The sequence below is a fragment of the Microbispora sp. H10885 genome, assembly GCF_014161415.1.
In the GTDB taxonomy this organism is placed as follows: domain Bacteria; phylum Actinomycetota; class Actinomycetes; order Streptosporangiales; family Streptosporangiaceae; genus Microbispora; species Microbispora triticiradicis.
On record NZ_JABBWY010000017.1, the window covers coordinates 16,490 to 32,532 of the forward strand.

The following is a 16,043-nucleotide window of genomic DNA, read 5'->3' on the forward strand; positions in this document are numbered from 1 at the left end:
TACAGGTACGAATGTGACTGATTTTCGCCACGGCCCGTGCGTGTCGGTAGCGTGATGCGGTGTGGAGGTGACCTGGCGGGAGGCCGTCGAGCGCGCGCTCTACGGCGCGGAGGGCTTCTACCTGCGGGAGCGCCCGGACCGCCATTTCCGCACCTCGGTCCATGCCTCACCGGTCTTCGCCGAGGCGGTGCTGCGCCAGCTGGAACGGGTCGACGCGGCCCTCGGGCGCCCCGGCGTGGTCGACTTCGTGGACGTGGGCAGCGGCGACGGCCTGCTGGCCGCCCGCGTCGTGGCCGCCGCACCGCCGGACCTCGCGGCGCGCCTGCGGGCCGTCGCGGTGGACCTGTCCCCCCGGCCCCGCGGCCTCGATCCCCGGGTCGCCTGGGAGCCGGAGGTCCCGTACGGGGTCACCGGGCTCGTGGTCGCCAACGAATGGCTGGACAACGTGCCCCTCGACGTCGCCGAGGCGACCCCCGCGGGCCCCCGGCTGGTGCTCGTCGACCCGGCGACCGGAGCGGAGCGGCACGGTCCCGTCCCCGATCCGGAGGACCTGGCCTGGCTGGACCGCTGGTGGCCGCTGGGCCCGGTCGGGGACCGCGCCGAGATCGGCCGCCCCCGCGACGAGGCGTGGGCCGGGGTGATCGCGCGGCTGGCCCGCGGCACGGCGGTCGCCGTGGACTACGCCCATCTCGCCGGGCGGCGACCCGCCCTCGGCACGCTGGCCGGCTACCGCGACGGCTCGCCGGTGCCCGCCGTGCCGGACGGGTCGTGCGACGTCACGGCCCACGTCGCGCTGGACGCCTGCGCGGCGGCCGGCGAGCGGGCGGGCGCGGCGGCGACCACGCTCACGACGCAGCGGGAGGCCCTGCGCGACCTGGGGGTCACCGGCGCCCGGCCGCCGCTCGCGCTCGCGTCCGCCGACCCCGCCGGTTACGTACGCGCGCTCGGCCGGGCCTCGCAGGAGGCCGAGCTCATCGACCCCGCCGGTCTCGGCGGCTTCGGCTGGCTCAGCCAGTCCCGGTGTGGATGAGGAGACATCATGATCGCGAGAATCTGGCGCGCGAGCGCGACCCCGCAGGGCGCCGACGGCTACGAGCGGCACTTCACCGAGGCGGTCCTGCCCTCCCTGCGCGGCGTGGCCGGGCACCGCGGCGCCTACCTGCTGCGGCGCGACACCGGCGGCCGGGTGGAGATCGAGGTCATGACCCTGTGGGACTCGATGGACGCGATCCGCCGCTTCGCCGGGGAGGACCCCGCGACGGCCGTCGTCGAGCCCGCGGCCCAGGCCGTCCTGCTCGGCTACGACACCACGGTCACCCACCACACGGTCAGCGTGTCAGACGGCGACCTTCAGTGACTCCAGGCCGCGCATGATGTAGCTGGGCTTCCAGGTCGGCTCCTCGGCGAGCTCCAGGCGGGGCGCCAGGCGCAGCAGCGCGCCGAACGACTCCGCCATCTCGACCCGCGCGAGCGGCGCGCCCAGGCAGAAGTGGATGCCGGCACCGAACGAGATGTGCGGGTTCTCCACCCGGCCGACATCGAGACGGTCGGGGTCGGCGAAGACCTCGGGATCCCGGTTGGCGGAGCCGAACAGCAGCGCGATCTCCGCACCCCGGGGGATCGTCACCCCGCCGGCCTCGACGTCCTCCAGCACCCACCGCTCGAACATCTGCGCCGGGGTGTCGTAACGCAGCAGCTCCTCGACCGCCGCCGGCATCAGGCCGGGGTCGGCGCGCAGCCGCTCCAGCTCGCCGGGGTTGCGGAACAGCGCCCACCACCCGCTGCCGGTGGCGTTGACCGTGGCCTCGTGCCCGGCGTTGAGCAGCAGCACGCAGGTGCCGATCAGCTCGTCCTCGGTGAGCCGGTCCCCGTCGTCCACCACCTGGGCCAGCGCCGAGATCATGTCGTCGCCCGGACGCTCCCTGCGCGCCCTGGCCAGCCCGCGCAGGTACTCGGCGAACTCCGTCGCCGCGCGTACGGCCGTGTGCTGGACCTCAGGCGACGGGTTCAGCTCGTACATCCCGCAGATGTCGGCCGACCAGGGACGCAGCAGGTGGCGGTCGGCCTCCGGCACGCCCAGCATCTCGGCGATCACGGTGACGGGCAGCGGCTCGGCCACCTCGGCCAGCAGGTCGCCGCCGCCGCGCTCGACCAGCCCCTCGGTCAGCTCCGTCGCGATCCTCCGTACGCGCGGGCGCAGCGACTCCACCATCCGGGGCGTGAACGCCTTGGACACCAGGCGGCGCAGCCGGGTGTGGACCGGCGGCTCCACGTCGAGCATCCCGGCCCGGATCACCCGCCAGAAGGGCTCCTGGAAGTCCGGCTCGGGCTCCCGGCCGAACTCCTCGTGCGTGGCCGTGTGCAGATAGGACCGGCCCAGGCGGCGGTCGCGCAGCAGCGTGTTGACGTCGGCGTGCCGGGCGACCAGCCACTGTCCGGTCGGCTCGAAGAAGCTGACCGGATCGTTGTCCCGCAGGTCGCGGTAGGCGTCGTACGGGTGAGCCACGAATTCCGGATTCCAGGGATCAAACCTCACATTGGACACCATAACGGTAAAGCGCCTCTCGCCAGGGGACTTGCCGGATCGCCGGTTCTCCGGGTTATAGTGCGCTCAGGTCATGAGTGCCAGCGTCAAGCCCCGGCTTGCTGGCCGGCAACCCTCGCGCTCGCGGCGGGGTGCCCCGGGTGAGGACCAGGCCTGGCACGCGGTGTGCCGGGCAAGCGCGGGCTCCGCCGTACGACGCCATGGCAGGGGTCCCCGACCCGAGGAGGCCTGGCGTTGTCCGCTCTCACCTTCGTCCCGCAGCAGCCCGCCAACCCCGTGTCCGAGCCGGTGCGCGTACCGGTGGTCGTGGGCGCCGACCTGGAGGTCCCGGTCCGGGGCGGCCGGCTCGTGCCGTACGCGAACCTCGACTACGCGGCGAGCGCGCCCTGTCTTGAGCCGGTGAACGCCGCCGTCGCGGCGGCGCTGCCGGCCTACTCCAGCGTGCACCGGGGCGCGGGCTACGCCTCGCAGCTCACGACCCAGCGGTACGAGCAGGCCAGGCACACCGTGCGGGCCTTCGTGGGCGCCCGCCCCGGCGACGCCCTCGTCTTCGTGCGCAACACCACCGACGCGATGAACCTGCTGGCCCGCAGCCTCCCCGAGGGCACCACGGTCGTCGTGTTCGGCACCGAGCACCACGCCTCGCTGCTGCCCTGGACCGACGTCGTACGGCTCGCGCCGCCCGCCTTCCCCGGCGAGGCCGTCCGGGCCGCCGACGAGGCCCTTGCGGCGATCGAGGGCCCGGCCCTGCTCGTCGTGACCGCCGCGTCCAACGTCACCGGAGAGCTGTGGCCGATCGCCGGGCTCGCGCACATCGCGCACCGGCACGGCGCGCGGATCGCCGTGGACGCCGCCCAGCTCGTCCCCCACCGCGGGCTCAACCTCGCCGCGCTCGACCTCGACTACGTCGCCTTCTCCGGGCACAAGCTCTACGCGCCGTTCGGCGCGGGCGTGCTCGTCGGCCGGCCCGACTGGCTCGCCGCCGCCGACCCGTACCTGCGCGGCGGCGGAGCCGTACGAGCCGTGGGCGAGACCACCGAGTGGAGCGACGACCCCGAGGCGCGGCACGAGGCGGGGACGCCCAACGTGCTCGGCGCGGTCGCGCTCGCCGCCGCCTGCGACGCCCTCGCCGCGACCGGCTGGACCCCGCTGGTGCGGGAGGAGGAGCGGCTGCTCGCCCGCCTGCGCGCCGGGCTCGCCGCGATCCCCGGCGTACGCGAACTGTCGCTGTGGGGCCCGGACCACCCGCGGGTCGGGATCGTGTCGTTCGTCGTGGAGGGCCGCCCGGCCCGGGAGGTCGCCGAGATCCTGTCGGCCGAGCACGGCATCGGCGTCAGGGACGGCAAGTTCTGCGCCCACCCGTTCGTCCGCCACCTCCTCGGCGGCGCCGAGGACGAGGGCTGCGCGGACGGCACGGTGAGCGCCGTACGCGCCTCGATCGGCATCGGCACGACCGAGGAGCACGTCGACCGCCTCATCGCCGCCCTCCGCGAAATCGCCCCCGCCTGACCCCGACCGCCGTCACGCAGGAGACAGCGGGACCGCTCAGGCGGCATCCAGCGACTTCTCGCTGACAGGCAGTCTCAGCGTCCGGTCACCGAAATCGACGACCAGGTCGAGGCGGGCCCCGAGCGCCTCCACATAGCGGGCGATCACGTCGAGGGAGGTGACCTCCCCATGCTCGATCTGCGAGACGCGGGCAACGCTCAGACCCATCGCCGCCGCGACGTCCTTCTGGCCGAGCCCGAGTTGCCTGCGCGCTTCGGCGAGCTGGCGACCGCGGGTCTCAGCGAGGAGTTTCCTCGCACCCTCCTCGATCACCGAAGGGGAGACGCCGGCCTCGTGCAGTTCCCGCTCGAGGTCGGCCCATTCCCCCGGTGTCCTCTTCGGCATGTTCACTCCTCTTCCTCGCTGACGTAGTCGAGGTAAAGCTGTATGGCCAGAGGGATGTTCTCCTTATACCACCCGTTCCAGTTGCCGGCTTTGTCGCCGCCCAGCAGCAACAGCGCGGCCCGAGTGGGGTCGAAGGCGAAAATGATTCTGATCTCTGATCGCCCGCGTGACCCTGGACGCAGTTCCTTCAAATGGTGCAGAGAGCTTCCTCTGAGCCGGTCGACGAGGGGCCTGCCCAATGCCGGCCCCTCCTCCCGCAGGGCGGCTACAGCCTGAGCCACCTGGGTCGCCGAGCCGAGATCCTCCTTGAGGAGTGTCCTGAACCAGGCGGCGTACTCATCCGTGACCTTCACGGTCCACACCGAAGAGACCTCCCCGAATTCAAGGCTAGCCTTAACTCGAACGCCAGGCTAGCTGTCGCGGGATCGCGGCTCTTTGGGTTTGGGCAACTCCACTGTGTGATCGGACCAAGCGAGCGGCGAGCCGGGGCGGGCGGGACCGGACGATCGGAGGATCCGGGATGGCCGGCTTGCCGTGGCTTTCGCCGGTGGGTGACGGGCGTGAAAGCATGGACGGTATGACCGAGCAGGACGGCCCGCGTGTCGAGCGAGTGGTGGGCATCGGGGCCGGGGCGGACGCGGTGCGGCCGGGAGGGCTCGCGACGGAGGACCTGATCCTCGACATCGGGCCGCAGCATCCGTCCACGCACGGGGTGCTGCGGCTGCGGCTCGTCCTCGACGGTGAACGGATCGTGGCCGCCGAGCCGATCGTCGGCTACATGCACCGCGGTGCGGAGAAGCTGTTCGAGGTGCGCGACTACCGGCAGATCATCGTGCTGGCCAACCGGCACGACTGGCTGTCGGCGTTCGCCAACGAGCTGGGCGTCGTGCTCGCGGTCGAGCGCATGATCGGCATGCAGCCCCCGCCGCGGGCGGTGTGGGCGAGGACCCTGCTGGCCGAGCTCAACCGCGTGCTCAACCACCTGATGTTCCTCGGCGGCCATCCGCTGGAGCTGGGCGCGGCCGGCCCGGTCTTCCCCGCCTTCCGGGAGCGGGAGACGCTGCAGTACGTCATGGAGGAGATCTCCGGCGGCCGCATGCACTACATGTTCAACCGGGTGGGCGGGCTGAAGGAGGAGCTGCCCGAGGGCTGGCTCGACCGCGTGACCACCGCCGTGGCGGCCGTGCGGCGGCGGCTGCCCGACATCGAGGAGCTGGTCACGGGCAACGAGATCTTCGTGGCGCACACCCGCGGCGTCGGCGTGCTCGACCGTGAGACGATCATGCAGTACGGCGTGAGCGGCCCGGCCGCGCGGGCGTCGGGGGTGGACTTCGACCTGCGGCGCGACGAGCCCTACCTCGCGTACGGCGAGCTGCCCGTGAAGGTCGTGACCCGTTCGGCGGGAGACTGCCAGGCGAGGTTCCAGGTGCTGCTCGACCAGGTCAAGGTGTCGCTCGACCTGGCGGACGCCTGCGTGGAGCGGCTGCGCCACCTGCCGCCCGGCCCGATCAACCAGCGCCTGCCGAAGGTGCTCAAGGTGCCGGAGGGCCACACGTACGCCTGGACGGAGAACCCGCTCGGCCTCAACGGCTACTACCTGGTGTCACGCGGCGAGAAGACCCCCTGGCGGCTCAAGCTGCGCAGCGCCTCCTACAACAACGTCCAGGTGCTCCGCGAGATGCTGCCCGGTCACTCGGTCGCCGACCTGATCGCGGTCCTCGGGTCGATGTTCTTCGTGGTCGGCGACATCGACAAGTAGGCCGGCGGGCAGCCTGGAAGCAGGGGTCAGCTCTCCCCGTTGGGCTTGCCGGGCACCCGGCAGCAGTGTTCGAGGAAGAGCGCGGCGCAGATCAGGATCACGCACGCCACGAACGACCCGCCGCCGACGATCGCGTCCTGGCGGGGCTTGTCCAGGTCGAGCAGGTCCAGCACACGCAGGACGAAACCGGCGAAGACCCCGGCGAACGCCGCGCCCGCGTACGCGGTGGCCTGGGCCAGCGCCGCCAGTCGAGCGACGGCGAGCGGCTCGACGGGCTTGGTGTCCGGGCGGCGCAGGATCCTCGCCCGGGTCAGCCAGCCCGTGTACGCCTCACCGAGCGCGAGCAGCAGCACGGTGGGCACCGCGGTCCACGGCAGTGTGGGCACCACGGAGTAGGACTGCCGCAGCAGGCCCCAGGTGATCACGGCGAACACGACCACGAGACCGACGAGCACGCCGGGATTGCTGGGCTTCACGCGGGGTCTCTCCTCGTCAGGCCGGGGGTTCGAGCACGAGGTCGGTGCGCAGCCGCACCCCGCTCTGGTCCAGGTCGGCCAGCAGGGCCGCGACCGACCCGCGCCCGGGCAGCACCGCCGAGGGGTCCGCCTGGGCCCACGGCACCAGGACGAACGCCCGCTCGTGCGCGCGGGGATGCGGGAGGGTGAGCTCGGGGTCGTCCGACATCAGCGTGCCGACCGCGATCAGGTCCACGTCGAGGGTCCGGGGGCCCCACCGCTCCGCGCGCTCACGGCCGAAGGCGTTCTCGACGCTGTGCGCCCGGTCGAGCAGGGCGCGGGGGTCGAGCATGCTCTCGGCGACGACCACCGCGTTCAGGTACGCGCCCTGGGTGGGTCCGCCGACCGGTTCGGTCTCGTAGACCGGCGACGCCGCCACGAACGTGAGCCCGGGGGCGTCGAACAACGCGTCGACGGCGCCCTGGAGGTTCTCGATGCGCCGGCCGAGGTTGCTGCCGAGTGCGATCACGACCCTCATGCGCGCCCCCTTCTGATCGTCACCACCACGTCGTCGAACGGCAGCGGGATGGGCGCCGCCGGTTTGTGCACGCTGACCTCCGCCTCCTCGACCATGTCGTGGGTCAGGCAGGCCGCCGCCAGCCGCTCGGCGAGGGTCTCGATGAGGTTGACCGGCTCGCCCTCCGCGATCCGGACGAGTTCCAGTGCCAGCGCGCCGTAGTCGACCGTCAGGGTGAGGTCGTCGGCCGCCGCCGCCGGGGCGGTGTCGAGACGCAGGCAGACGTCGATCACGAACTCCTGGCCGAGCTCGCGCTCGGCCGGCAGGCACCCGTGCCTGCCGCGCGCCCGCAACCCCGTCAACCGCACCGCGTCGCGGCTCACTGCTCCTGGTCCTCCTCCTCGTCCTCGTCGTCGCTCTGCAGGACCGGAGATCCGTGGTAGAGCCACAACCGCCACCCCCCGGAGGTCCGCACATAGGTGCTGGAGGCGACCACCCGGCCGGCGGCGAAACCCGGTTCGTCGCTGTCGGCGGCGGTGAGGATGTTCTCCGCGCAGGTGACCACCGCGACGTCACCGAGCACGGTGGTCTGCACGTCGGTCAGCACGAACTGGATGTACGTCGTGTTGGCCATGATGAGCGCCCACGAGCGCAGCACCTCCGACCGCCCGCTCAGCATGGGCCAGCCGGGGTGGACGCACAGCGCCGGACGTCCCGGGACGTCCTCGATCCATATCTCCGACATCCTGTCGAGGTCGCCCGCCTCAATGGCGTTGTAGAACGCCTGGTTGAGCTCCTCGATGTCCTTCATGGGCGTCCCTGTCGGCATATCCTCACCGGCTCTCGTCGGCATGTCGCGCGGCTGAGTGTCGTGCGGCTACTGCGTCCCGTCCGCCTGCCGCGTGTCGTACGCCTGCTGCCCTCCAGACGGCGGCGACGCGCACCGCGTCGGCGTTCGGCCGCACCCGGTGGACCCGGACGCACCACGCCCCGGCCTGCGCCGCGAGCGCGGTGACCGCGACGGTGGCGTCGTCGCTGCCGTCGAAGGGGCGTGGCTCGCCGTCCGGCCCGGCCAGCAGCCGGCCGAGGAACCGCTTGCGCGACGCCCCGACCAGCAGGGGATGGCCGAGCCGGTTCAGCTCGGCGAGGCCGGCCAGCACGGCCCAGTTGTGCTCGGCGTTCTTGGAGAAACCGAGGCCGGGGTCGAGCACGATCTGCTCCTCCCGCACCCCCTCGGCCAGCACGGAGTCGACCCGCTTGCGCAGTTCCTCCGCCACCTCGGTCAGCACGTCGCCGTAGACGGCCCTGTTGTCCATGTCGCGGCTGTGCCCGCGCCAGTGCATCACGACGTACGGCACGCCGGTCGCGGCCACCACACGCGGCATCGCCGGGTCGGCCAGGCCGCCGCTCACGTCGTTGACCAGTCTGGCCCCGGCCGCGACGGCCGCCTCGGCGACCTCCGCCCGCATGGTGTCGACGCTGACCGTGACGCCCTCCTGGGTGAGGGCGCGGATCACCGGCTCGACGCGGCGCAGTTCCTCCTCCAGCGAGACCCGGGCCGCGCCCGGGCGGGTGGACTCGCCGCCCACGTCCACGATGTCCGCGCCCTCGGCCACCAGGTCGAGGCCGTGCCGGATCGCGACGTCGGGATCGAACCACTGCCCGCCGTCGGAGAAGGAGTCGGGGGTCACGTTGACCACACCCATGACCAGACAGCGCTCGGCCTCCGGCATGCCGGGCACGCTCGACGTGGTCATGGGGTCCAGCCTAGTGCCCGGTTCGGCAGGGCTCGTCCGGCAGGAGCGCACCCGCCCACTCAACCACGCAGGATCAGCGACATGGCCTCGGCCCGCGTCGCCTCGCTGGTGCGGAAGTCGCCCCGGACGGCCGAGGTGATCGTCTTGGCGCCGGGCTTGCGCACGCCGCGCATGGTCATGCACATGTGCTCCGCCTCGATCACCACGATCACGCCGCGCGGCTCCAGCACCTGCATCAGGCCGTCGGCGATCTGCGAGGTCATCCGCTCCTGCACCTGCGGCCTGCGGGCGTAGACGTCCACCAGCCTGGCGAGCTTCGACAGGCCGGTGATGCGCCCCTTCTCGTTCGGCGTGTACCCGATGTGCGCCACGCCATGGAACGGCAGCAGATGGTGCTCGCAGGTGGACATCACCTCGATGTCCTTGACGAGCACCATCTCGTCGTGGTCCGCGTCGAACATCGTGGTCAGCGCGTCTTCGGGACGCTGCCCCAGACCCGCGAACTGCTCGGCGTACGCCCGCGCCACCCGGGCGGGGGTGTCGCGGAGCCCGTCGCGATCGGGGTTCTCCCCGATCGCGATCAGGATCTCGCGTACGGCCTTCTCGATCCGGCCGTGGTCGAATCCGGAAGGCGGTTCCGCCGCGTGCGGATCGGCCACGGTCAGGCCTCGTCCCGCTGCGCCGGCTGGTCGTTCACCCACGGGGCCGAGCCGGAGCCCCCAGCGGGGAGCGCCGAGCCGTTGCCGTTGGCCCGCTCCTTCGGCGTGATGACCGGAGGACGGTCCGACGGCAGGCGCTTGCCGTACCCGGCGTAGGAGGGCCGCTTCTCCTTGGTCACCACGGGCGAGAAGATCTCGAGGACCTGCTCCCGGGAGAGCGTCTCCTTCTCCATGAGCTCCAGCACCAGGTTGTCGAGCACGTCGCGGTACTGGACGAGGATCTCCCACGCCTGGTCGTGCCCGCTCTCGATGAGGCGGCGGACCTCCTCGTCGATCGCCGAGGCGATCTGCTCGGAGTAGTCGCGCTCGTGGCCCATCTCGCGGCCGAGGAAGACCTCGCCGTTGCCGCTGCCGAACTTGCGGGCGCCGAGCCGCTCGCTCATGCCGTACTCGGTGACCATGCGGCGGGCGATCGAGGTCGCCTTCTCGATGTCGTTGGACGCGCCGGTGGTGGGCTCGTGGAAGACGAGCTCCTCCGCGGTGCGGCCGCCGAGCAGCATGGCGAGCTGGTCCATCATCTCGGACCGGGTCGCGAGGAACTTGTCCTCCATCGGCAGCGTCATCGTGTAACCGAGGGCGCGGCCGCGCGACAGGATCGTGATCTTGTGGACCGGGTCGGAGTTGGGCAGCGCGTGGGCCACCAGGGCGTGCCCGCCCTCGTGGTAGGCGATGATCTTCTTCTCCTGGTCCGACATGACCCGCGACTTGCGCTCCGGACCGGCCATCACGCGGTCGATCGACTCTTCGAGCGTCGACATCGTGATGAGCTTCTGGTCCTGCCGGGCGGTCAGCAGAGCCGCCTCGTTGATCACGTTGGCGAGGTCGGCGCCGGTGAAGCCGGGGGTCCGGCGGGCGATCACGTCGAGGTCGACGTCCTGCGCGAACGGCTTGCCGCGGCCGTGGACGCGCAGGATGCCCTTGCGGCCCTCCAGGTCGGGCCGGTCGATGACGACCTGGCGGTCGAAGCGGCCGGGACGCAGCAGGGCGGGGTCGAGGATGTCCGGCCGGTTGGTCGCGGCGATGAGGATCACGCCGCCCTTGACGTCGAAGCCGTCCATCTCGACGAGAAGCTGGTTGAGCGTCTGCTCACGCTCGTCGTGGCCGCCGCCGAGGCCCGCGCCGCGGTGCCGGCCGACGGCGTCGATCTCGTCGATGAAGATGATCGCGGGGGCGTTCGCCTTGGCCTGCTCGAACAGGTCACGGACGCGGGAGGCGCCGACGCCGACGAACATCTCGACGAAGTCGGAACCGGAGATCGAGTAGAAGGGCACGCCCGCCTCGCCGGCCACGGCCCGGGCGAGCAGGGTCTTGCCGGTGCCGGGCGGGCCGTACAGCAGGACGCCCTTGGGGATCTTGGCGCCGATGGCCTGGAACTTGGCCGGGGCCTGCAGGAACTCCTTGATCTCCTGGAGCTCCTCGATGGCCTCGTCGGCGCCCGCCACGTCGGCGAAGGTGGTCTTGGGGGTGTCCTTGGTGATCAGCTTCGCCCGCGACTTGCCGAAGTTCATGACCCGGGAGCCGCCGCCCTGCATCTGGTTCATGATGAACAGGAAGATCAGGACGATGACGATGATCGGCAGGAAGCTGGCGAGGAGGCTGAGGAGGAAGTTCTCCTTCGGCACCTCGACGGTCCAGCCCTCGGACGGCTTGGACGTGTCGAGCGCCTGGGTGAGCTGGACACCCTGCCCTTCGACCCAGGGCGCCTGGATGCGGGTGACGCTCTTGTTCTGCACCGTGATCGGCTGCTTCAGCGTCAACTCGACCCGCTGGTCCTTGTCGACCACGGTCGCGCTCTTGACATTGCCCTGCTGGATCTGCTGGACGACCGTCGAGGTGTCGGCGGTGGTGTAGTTGCCGTCCCCGCCGAACATCGTGGTGACGAGCAGGAGAAGCAATACGATGCCCAGGATCCACAGGAGTGGGCCACGTGTAAATCGCTTGAGATCCATCCGTTGCGGAACCCCGGCGGGCCCGTCCCTTCCTGACCAAGGCCTGCCCCGGGCGGACCCGGGGTCGCGGCATCCGTTACCGCTCCTTCTGGCTACCGAGGGACGCCGAACGGCTCCCCACGGATATCCGAAGGTACACCCGGCCGCCGCGTCGGGTAACTGCCCGAGCGGCTCCGGCTTTGCCTTTCCAACGTACGTCAGCCAACCCCGTGTTCCCCGACCTGGCGCCCAATAACGCACGATCGGCGGGGCACTTCGCTAAGGGCTTACTCCCCTCCGTACACATGCGGCGCAAGAGTCCCGATGAACGGCAGGTTGCGATAGCGCTCGGCGTAATCGAGCCCGAACCCGATGACGAACTCGTTGGGGATGTCGAAGCCGACGTATCGGACGTCCATCTCGACCTTCACCGCGTCCGGCTTCCGGAGCAGCGTGCAGATCTCCACGGACGCCGGGCTGCGCGACCTCAGGTTGTTCAACAGCCACGAAAGGGTGAGGCCCGAGTCGATGATGTCCTCGACCACGAGCACGTGCCGGCCGGCGATGTCGGTGTCGAGGTCCTTCAGCACCCGCACGACGCCCGACGACTTGGTCCCCGCGCCGTACGACGACACGGCCATCCAGTCCATCTGAACGGGCACGTGCAGCGCGCGGGCGAGGTCGGCCATGACCATCACCGCGCCCTTCAGCACACCGACGATCAGCAGTTCCGTGCCGGCGTAGTCGGCGTCGATGCGGCCGGCCAGCTCCTTTATCTTCGCCTGCAGCTCCTGCTCCGAGATGAGGACGCGGGAGAGGTCCTTGCCCATGTCTGCTGCATCCACCTGGGGTTTTCCTTACGCGAGCGAGACGTTGTCCACAGCGAAGACAAGGGTGCCACAGCGCCTGACCACAACCACCCCCCCGGGTAGGTCCACCCCCTTCTGCCCGTGCCAGCCGGTCACCAGCCGGTCGACCGCCTCGATGTGCACCGCCGCGAGCGCGGAGGCGTGCGCGCCCGCCTCGACGGCGGCGCGCCTGATCACCCGCCGCCGCACCGCCGCCGGCACGTCCGCGAGATCGGGCACCCGCAGCTCCCCCTCCGGTCCCCGCGACCGCGCGTGGACCTCCGCGGCCCACCCGTCCAGGGCGTCCGCGTCGTCCCGGCACAGCCGCGCCGTACGGGCGAGCGCCTCCGCGATCCCGGGTCCCAGCGCGTCCTCCAGCACCGGCAGGACGTCGTGCCGCACGCGGACCCTGCGGTAGACGCGGTCGTCGTTGTGCGGGTCGTCCCACGGCCGCAGGCCGAGGGCGGCGCAGGCCTGCCGGGTGCGCTCCCGGCCGAGCCACAGCAGCGGCCGCCGGTAGATCCCGGAGACCTCCGCCATGCCGGACAGGGACCGGGAGCCGCTGCCCCGGGCCAGCCGCAGCAGCACGGTCTCCGCCTGGTCGTCGAGGGTGTGGCCGAGCAGGACCGCGGCGGCGCCCAGCCGGTCGGCCGCGGCCGACAGCGCGGCGTAACGCGCGTCCCGCGCCGCCGCCTCGGGGCCGCCGGCCGTCCCCACCGTGACGGTCAGCGCCTCGGCCGGGCCGAGGCCGAGTGCCGGCGCGAGCCGTACGACGTCGCGGGCCCGCCCGGCCGAGCCCTCCTGCAGGCGGTGGTCGACGGTCAGCAGCCCGGCGCGCAGGCCGAGGCGCGGGGCCGCGAACCCGGTGGCCGCGGCCAGCGCCAGCGAGTCGGCGCCGCCGCTGCAGGCCACCAGGACCAGCGGCCCCGGCCCCGCGTCCGGTTGCGCGCGGGCGGCGAGGTCCGCGAGCGACAGCCGTACGGCACGGCGGACGTCGGCGACGGCGGGATGCGGGCCCATGCGCCCATTCTCGCGGTGTCCCGCGCGAGCGCGGGTCAGCACGGGTGAGGAGGAGCGCGGGTCAGGAGGAGGTGGCGAGGACCCGGGACATCCAGGCGTGGGGGTCGGCGATCTCGTCGCGGTCGGGCAGCGTCTCCGGCGAGGTCCAGACCTTGTTGAACCCGTCCATCCCGGCCTCGTCCACCACCGTGCGGACGAAGCGGGAGCCCTCGGCGTACTGCTTCATCTTCAGCTCGATGCCGAGCAGCCGGCGGACCAGCTGGTCGACGCGGGAGCCGCCCTCGCGGCGGCGCTGGAACTTGGCGCGGATCTCGGCGACCGACGGCACCACGCTGGGCCCGACCGCGTCCATCACGTAGTCGCCGTGCCCCTCGACCAGCGTCATCACGGCCGTGACCCGGTCGAGCACGGCCTTCTGCTCGGGCGTCTGGATGGCCTCGATGAGATTGCCCTCGCCGCCCTTGAAGGCGTCCGCCACCGCGTCGGAGGCGGCGCGCAGGCGCTCCAGCAGCGTCGCGAGGTCCATCTCGGAGGCGAGGAGGAACTCGGTCATCTGACCGCGCACGTACTCCCGCAGCCAGGGCACGCCGGTGAACTGCACCCGGTGGGTCTCCTCGTGCAGGCACACCCAGAGGCGGAAGTCGCGCGGGTCGACGCCGAGCTCGCGCTCGGCGTGCACGATGTTCGGCGCGACCAGCGTCAGCCGGCCGGTCGGCGCGACGCCGGACGGGTCCGGCGGGAGGAACAGCTCGTACTGCCCGAGCACCCGGGAGGCGAGGAAGGCCAGCACCGCGCCCACCTCAAGACCCGTGATGCGCGAGCCGACGGCGCCGACGATCGCCGGCACGTTGGACATCTTCTGCGTCAGCGGCTCCAGCACGACCCGGAAACCGTCGACGTTGGCGCGGATCCAGCCGGGGCGGTCCACCACCGTCGCCGCCTCCGGCGGGGCCGAGTCGATGCGGGTGAACTCCCGCACGTGCCCCTCGGCGTCCCGCGACAGCCGCCGGAGTTCGAGGACGGCCTGCCTGGCCTCCTCGCGGCTCACCTGCGGGCCCGGTCGCACGAGGCGCACTCCGGTCGTGACGGCCAGATCCCAGTCGATCACCTGCATACTCACCACCGTACGTTCTCCGCCTGCCCGCCGCGCGGGCAGCCGAGCGGGATCCGACACCTCAGCTCTGGGAGACGATCGTGGCCATCTTGTCGAGCGCCGCTATGGCCTGCGTCGGGTCGGCCACCTGATCGGCCATGAACGCGAAGGTCAGCAGCCGGCCCTCGGATGTGTACGCGATCCCCGCCAGGGTGTTCACGCCGTTCAAAGTGCCCGTCTTCGCGCGGACCAATCCGGCGCCGGCCGCCGAGCCGGACCTGCCGTACCGGTTGTGCAGGGTCCCGGTGAAGCCGGCGACCGGCAGCCCGCTGATCAGCGAGTGCAGGCCGGGGTGCGCCGGGGACGCCGCCAGGGCCAGGATCCGGGCGAGGCCGCCGGGCGTGATCCGGTTCCTGGTGGAAAGGCCGCTGCCGTCGTGGACCTCCACGCCCTCGGCCACGCCGAGACGGGTGAGCACGCGGCGGACCGTCGCGGCCACGCCCTCGAACGTGTGCGGCTGGCCCTCCTTCACGGCGGCCTGGCGGGCGAGCGCCTCGGCGAGGTCGTTGTCGCTGTGCGTGAGCATCCGCTCCACCAGGGCGTAGACCGGCCCCGACTCCACCCGGGCCAGCTCCTGGGCGGCGGCCGGGGCCCGGCCCGGGCCGACGTCCCTGCCCACCTTGACGCCGTTCTTCCTGAGCAGCGCGGCGAACGCGCCGGCGGCGGTCTGCGCCGGGTCGGGCACCCGCGCGCCGTTCGCCGCCCGGCCCTCGTCGATCATGAGCGCGGACACCGGTGCGACGCTGCCCTCGGGGATGTACGTCGGCTTCCAGCCCGGCGCCGTACGCGGCCCGCCGAACAGGGACGCGTCGTACGACAGGTCGGCCGAGGTCACGCCGGCCGCCTTCAACGCCTTGGCCGTACGGGAGGCGAGCTGGTCGAGCGACGCCGGCCTCGGGTAGGCGTCCTTCCGCTCCGCGGCGCTCGTCCCCGGGCCGGCCAGGGTGGGGTCGCCCCCGCCGACCAGGACGATCGAGCCCGGGGCGGTCCCCTTGACCACCCGGGTCGCCAGGCGGGCGTCGGGGCCCACCGAGGCCAGCACGGTCACCGCGGTGACGACCTTCGTGGTGGAGGCGGGGGTGATGGGAGTGCCCGAGCGGCCGTCGAACACGGTGGCGCCGGTCGTCACGTCGAGGACGATGCCGGCCACGCTGCCACCCAGGGCGGGGTCACCCATCGCAGCGGCGAGCCGGGTGGTCAAAGTACCCTTGGCGGGGAGAGCCCCATCCCCCACCGCGGCCAGAACCGGACCCGCGGTCACCAGGGGGATCGGGTTCGGCTTCGGGGACGCGACCGGAGCCGGGGTCCTGTCGGCGTCATGGGCGATCAGATAGCTGCCCGCGAGGACGACGAAGATCTGCAGCAGGGCGAGGGTGGACACCACCACCCAGCGCTCACGTCGCACCACGTCACCCTCACTTCGCGCCGACCTTGAACACGCTTACGAGA

General features: G+C 72.1%; 18 protein-coding genes and 1 riboswitch. Of the genes, 4 read left to right on the forward strand and 14 right to left on the reverse strand.

Annotated features, from left to right (window positions below; all coding sequences use genetic code 11):
- The first annotated feature begins 61 nt into the window (after positions 1-61).
- Positions 62-1,030 (forward strand): SAM-dependent methyltransferase, encoded by a 969-nt coding sequence (locus tag HHX37_RS33455; RefSeq protein ID WP_182887954.1) that lies wholly within the window; start codon positions 62-64, stop codon positions 1,028-1,030.
- A 9-nt stretch (positions 1,031-1,039) separates the two neighbouring features.
- Complete coding sequence (locus HHX37_RS33460) at positions 1,040-1,357, forward strand: antibiotic biosynthesis monooxygenase family protein (RefSeq protein ID WP_182887955.1); 318 nt, start codon at positions 1,040-1,042, stop codon at positions 1,355-1,357.
- Here the strand turns inward: HHX37_RS33460 and HHX37_RS33465 are convergent.
- A complete protein-coding gene (locus HHX37_RS33465; RefSeq protein ID WP_310740658.1) occupies positions 1,337-2,536 on the reverse strand; it encodes a cytochrome P450 in 1,200 nt (399 codons plus the stop codon). The genes HHX37_RS33460 and HHX37_RS33465 overlap by 21 nt on opposite strands.
- Positions 2,537-2,614: 78 nt before the next feature.
- A riboswitch (SAM riboswitch) is annotated at positions 2,615-2,730 on the forward strand.
- A 49-nt stretch (positions 2,731-2,779) separates the two neighbouring features.
- On the opposite strand from HHX37_RS33465, the gene HHX37_RS33470 reads away from it, so the two are divergent.
- The gene (locus HHX37_RS33470; RefSeq protein WP_182887957.1) at positions 2,780-4,054 is read left to right on the forward strand and encodes an aminotransferase class V-fold PLP-dependent enzyme; all 1,275 of its coding nucleotides are present in this window, start codon (positions 2,780-2,782) and stop codon (positions 4,052-4,054) included.
- 36 nt (positions 4,055-4,090) lie between these two features.
- Here HHX37_RS33470 and HHX37_RS33475 read toward each other — a convergent pair whose 3' ends face one another.
- Positions 4,091-4,438: a helix-turn-helix domain-containing protein gene (locus HHX37_RS33475; RefSeq protein WP_182882401.1), complete on the reverse strand. Its 348-nt coding sequence runs from the start codon at positions 4,436-4,438 to the stop codon at positions 4,091-4,093.
- Between the two features lie 2 nt (positions 4,439-4,440).
- Entirely contained in the window at positions 4,441-4,791 is a 351-nt protein-coding gene (locus HHX37_RS33480; RefSeq protein WP_310738249.1) for a type II toxin-antitoxin system RelE/ParE family toxin, read from the reverse strand.
- A gap of 224 nt (positions 4,792-5,015) precedes the next feature.
- On the opposite strand from HHX37_RS33480, the gene HHX37_RS33485 reads away from it, so the two are divergent.
- Positions 5,016-6,197: an NADH-quinone oxidoreductase subunit D gene (locus HHX37_RS33485; RefSeq protein WP_182887958.1), complete on the forward strand. Its 1,182-nt coding sequence runs from the start codon at positions 5,016-5,018 to the stop codon at positions 6,195-6,197.
- 26 nt (positions 6,198-6,223) lie between these two features.
- Here the strand turns inward: HHX37_RS33485 and HHX37_RS33490 are convergent, their stop codons facing one another.
- From HHX37_RS33490 to dacB, 11 genes are all read right to left on the reverse strand, one after another.
- Positions 6,224-6,673 carry a DUF3180 domain-containing protein gene (locus HHX37_RS33490; RefSeq protein ID WP_111701847.1) on the reverse strand — a complete coding sequence of 150 codons (450 nt, stop codon included), beginning with the start codon at positions 6,671-6,673 and terminating at the stop codon, positions 6,224-6,226.
- A 16-nt stretch (positions 6,674-6,689) separates the two neighbouring features.
- Positions 6,690-7,190, reverse strand: a complete 501-nt coding sequence (gene folK, locus HHX37_RS33495) for a 2-amino-4-hydroxy-6-hydroxymethyldihydropteridine diphosphokinase (protein ID WP_111701849.1) — start codon at positions 7,188-7,190, stop codon at positions 6,690-6,692.
- A complete protein-coding gene (gene folB, locus HHX37_RS33500; protein ID WP_182887959.1) occupies positions 7,187-7,552 on the reverse strand; it encodes a dihydroneopterin aldolase in 366 nt (121 codons plus the stop codon). Before folB ends, folK begins: the two co-directional genes overlap by 4 nt.
- A complete protein-coding gene (locus HHX37_RS33505; protein ID WP_111701853.1) occupies positions 7,549-7,980 on the reverse strand; it encodes a nuclear transport factor 2 family protein in 432 nt (143 codons plus the stop codon). The genes folB and HHX37_RS33505 overlap by 4 nt, the downstream gene beginning before the upstream one ends.
- A 22-nt stretch (positions 7,981-8,002) precedes the next feature.
- The gene (folP, locus tag HHX37_RS33510; protein ID WP_259403085.1) at positions 8,003-8,926 is read right to left on the reverse strand and encodes a dihydropteroate synthase; all 924 of its coding nucleotides are present in this window, start codon (positions 8,924-8,926) and stop codon (positions 8,003-8,005) included.
- 59 nt (positions 8,927-8,985) lie between these two features.
- Complete coding sequence (gene folE, locus HHX37_RS33515; RefSeq protein WP_310738250.1) at positions 8,986-9,585, reverse strand: GTP cyclohydrolase I FolE; 600 nt, start codon at positions 9,583-9,585, stop codon at positions 8,986-8,988.
- Between the two features lie 2 nt (positions 9,586-9,587).
- The gene (ftsH, locus tag HHX37_RS33520; protein ID WP_111701856.1) at positions 9,588-11,594 is read right to left on the reverse strand and encodes an ATP-dependent zinc metalloprotease FtsH; all 2,007 of its coding nucleotides are present in this window, start codon (positions 11,592-11,594) and stop codon (positions 9,588-9,590) included.
- Between the two features lie 266 nt (positions 11,595-11,860).
- Entirely contained in the window at positions 11,861-12,418 is a 558-nt protein-coding gene (gene hpt / locus HHX37_RS33525; protein WP_244302458.1) for a hypoxanthine phosphoribosyltransferase, read from the reverse strand.
- 12 nt (positions 12,419-12,430) lie between these two features.
- Positions 12,431-13,441 carry a tRNA lysidine(34) synthetase TilS gene (gene tilS / locus HHX37_RS33530; RefSeq protein ID WP_182887960.1) on the reverse strand — a complete coding sequence of 337 codons (1,011 nt, stop codon included), beginning with the start codon at positions 13,439-13,441 and terminating at the stop codon, positions 12,431-12,433.
- Positions 13,442-13,502: 61 nt separating this feature from the next.
- Positions 13,503-14,555 (reverse strand): zinc-dependent metalloprotease, encoded by a 1,053-nt coding sequence (locus HHX37_RS33535; protein ID WP_182877855.1) that lies wholly within the window; start codon positions 14,553-14,555, stop codon positions 13,503-13,505.
- 61 nt (positions 14,556-14,616) lie between these two features.
- Positions 14,617-16,002 (reverse strand): D-alanyl-D-alanine carboxypeptidase/D-alanyl-D-alanine-endopeptidase, encoded by a 1,386-nt coding sequence (dacB, locus tag HHX37_RS33540; protein WP_244302459.1) that lies wholly within the window; start codon positions 16,000-16,002, stop codon positions 14,617-14,619.
- Between the last annotated feature and the right edge of the window lie 41 nt (positions 16,003-16,043).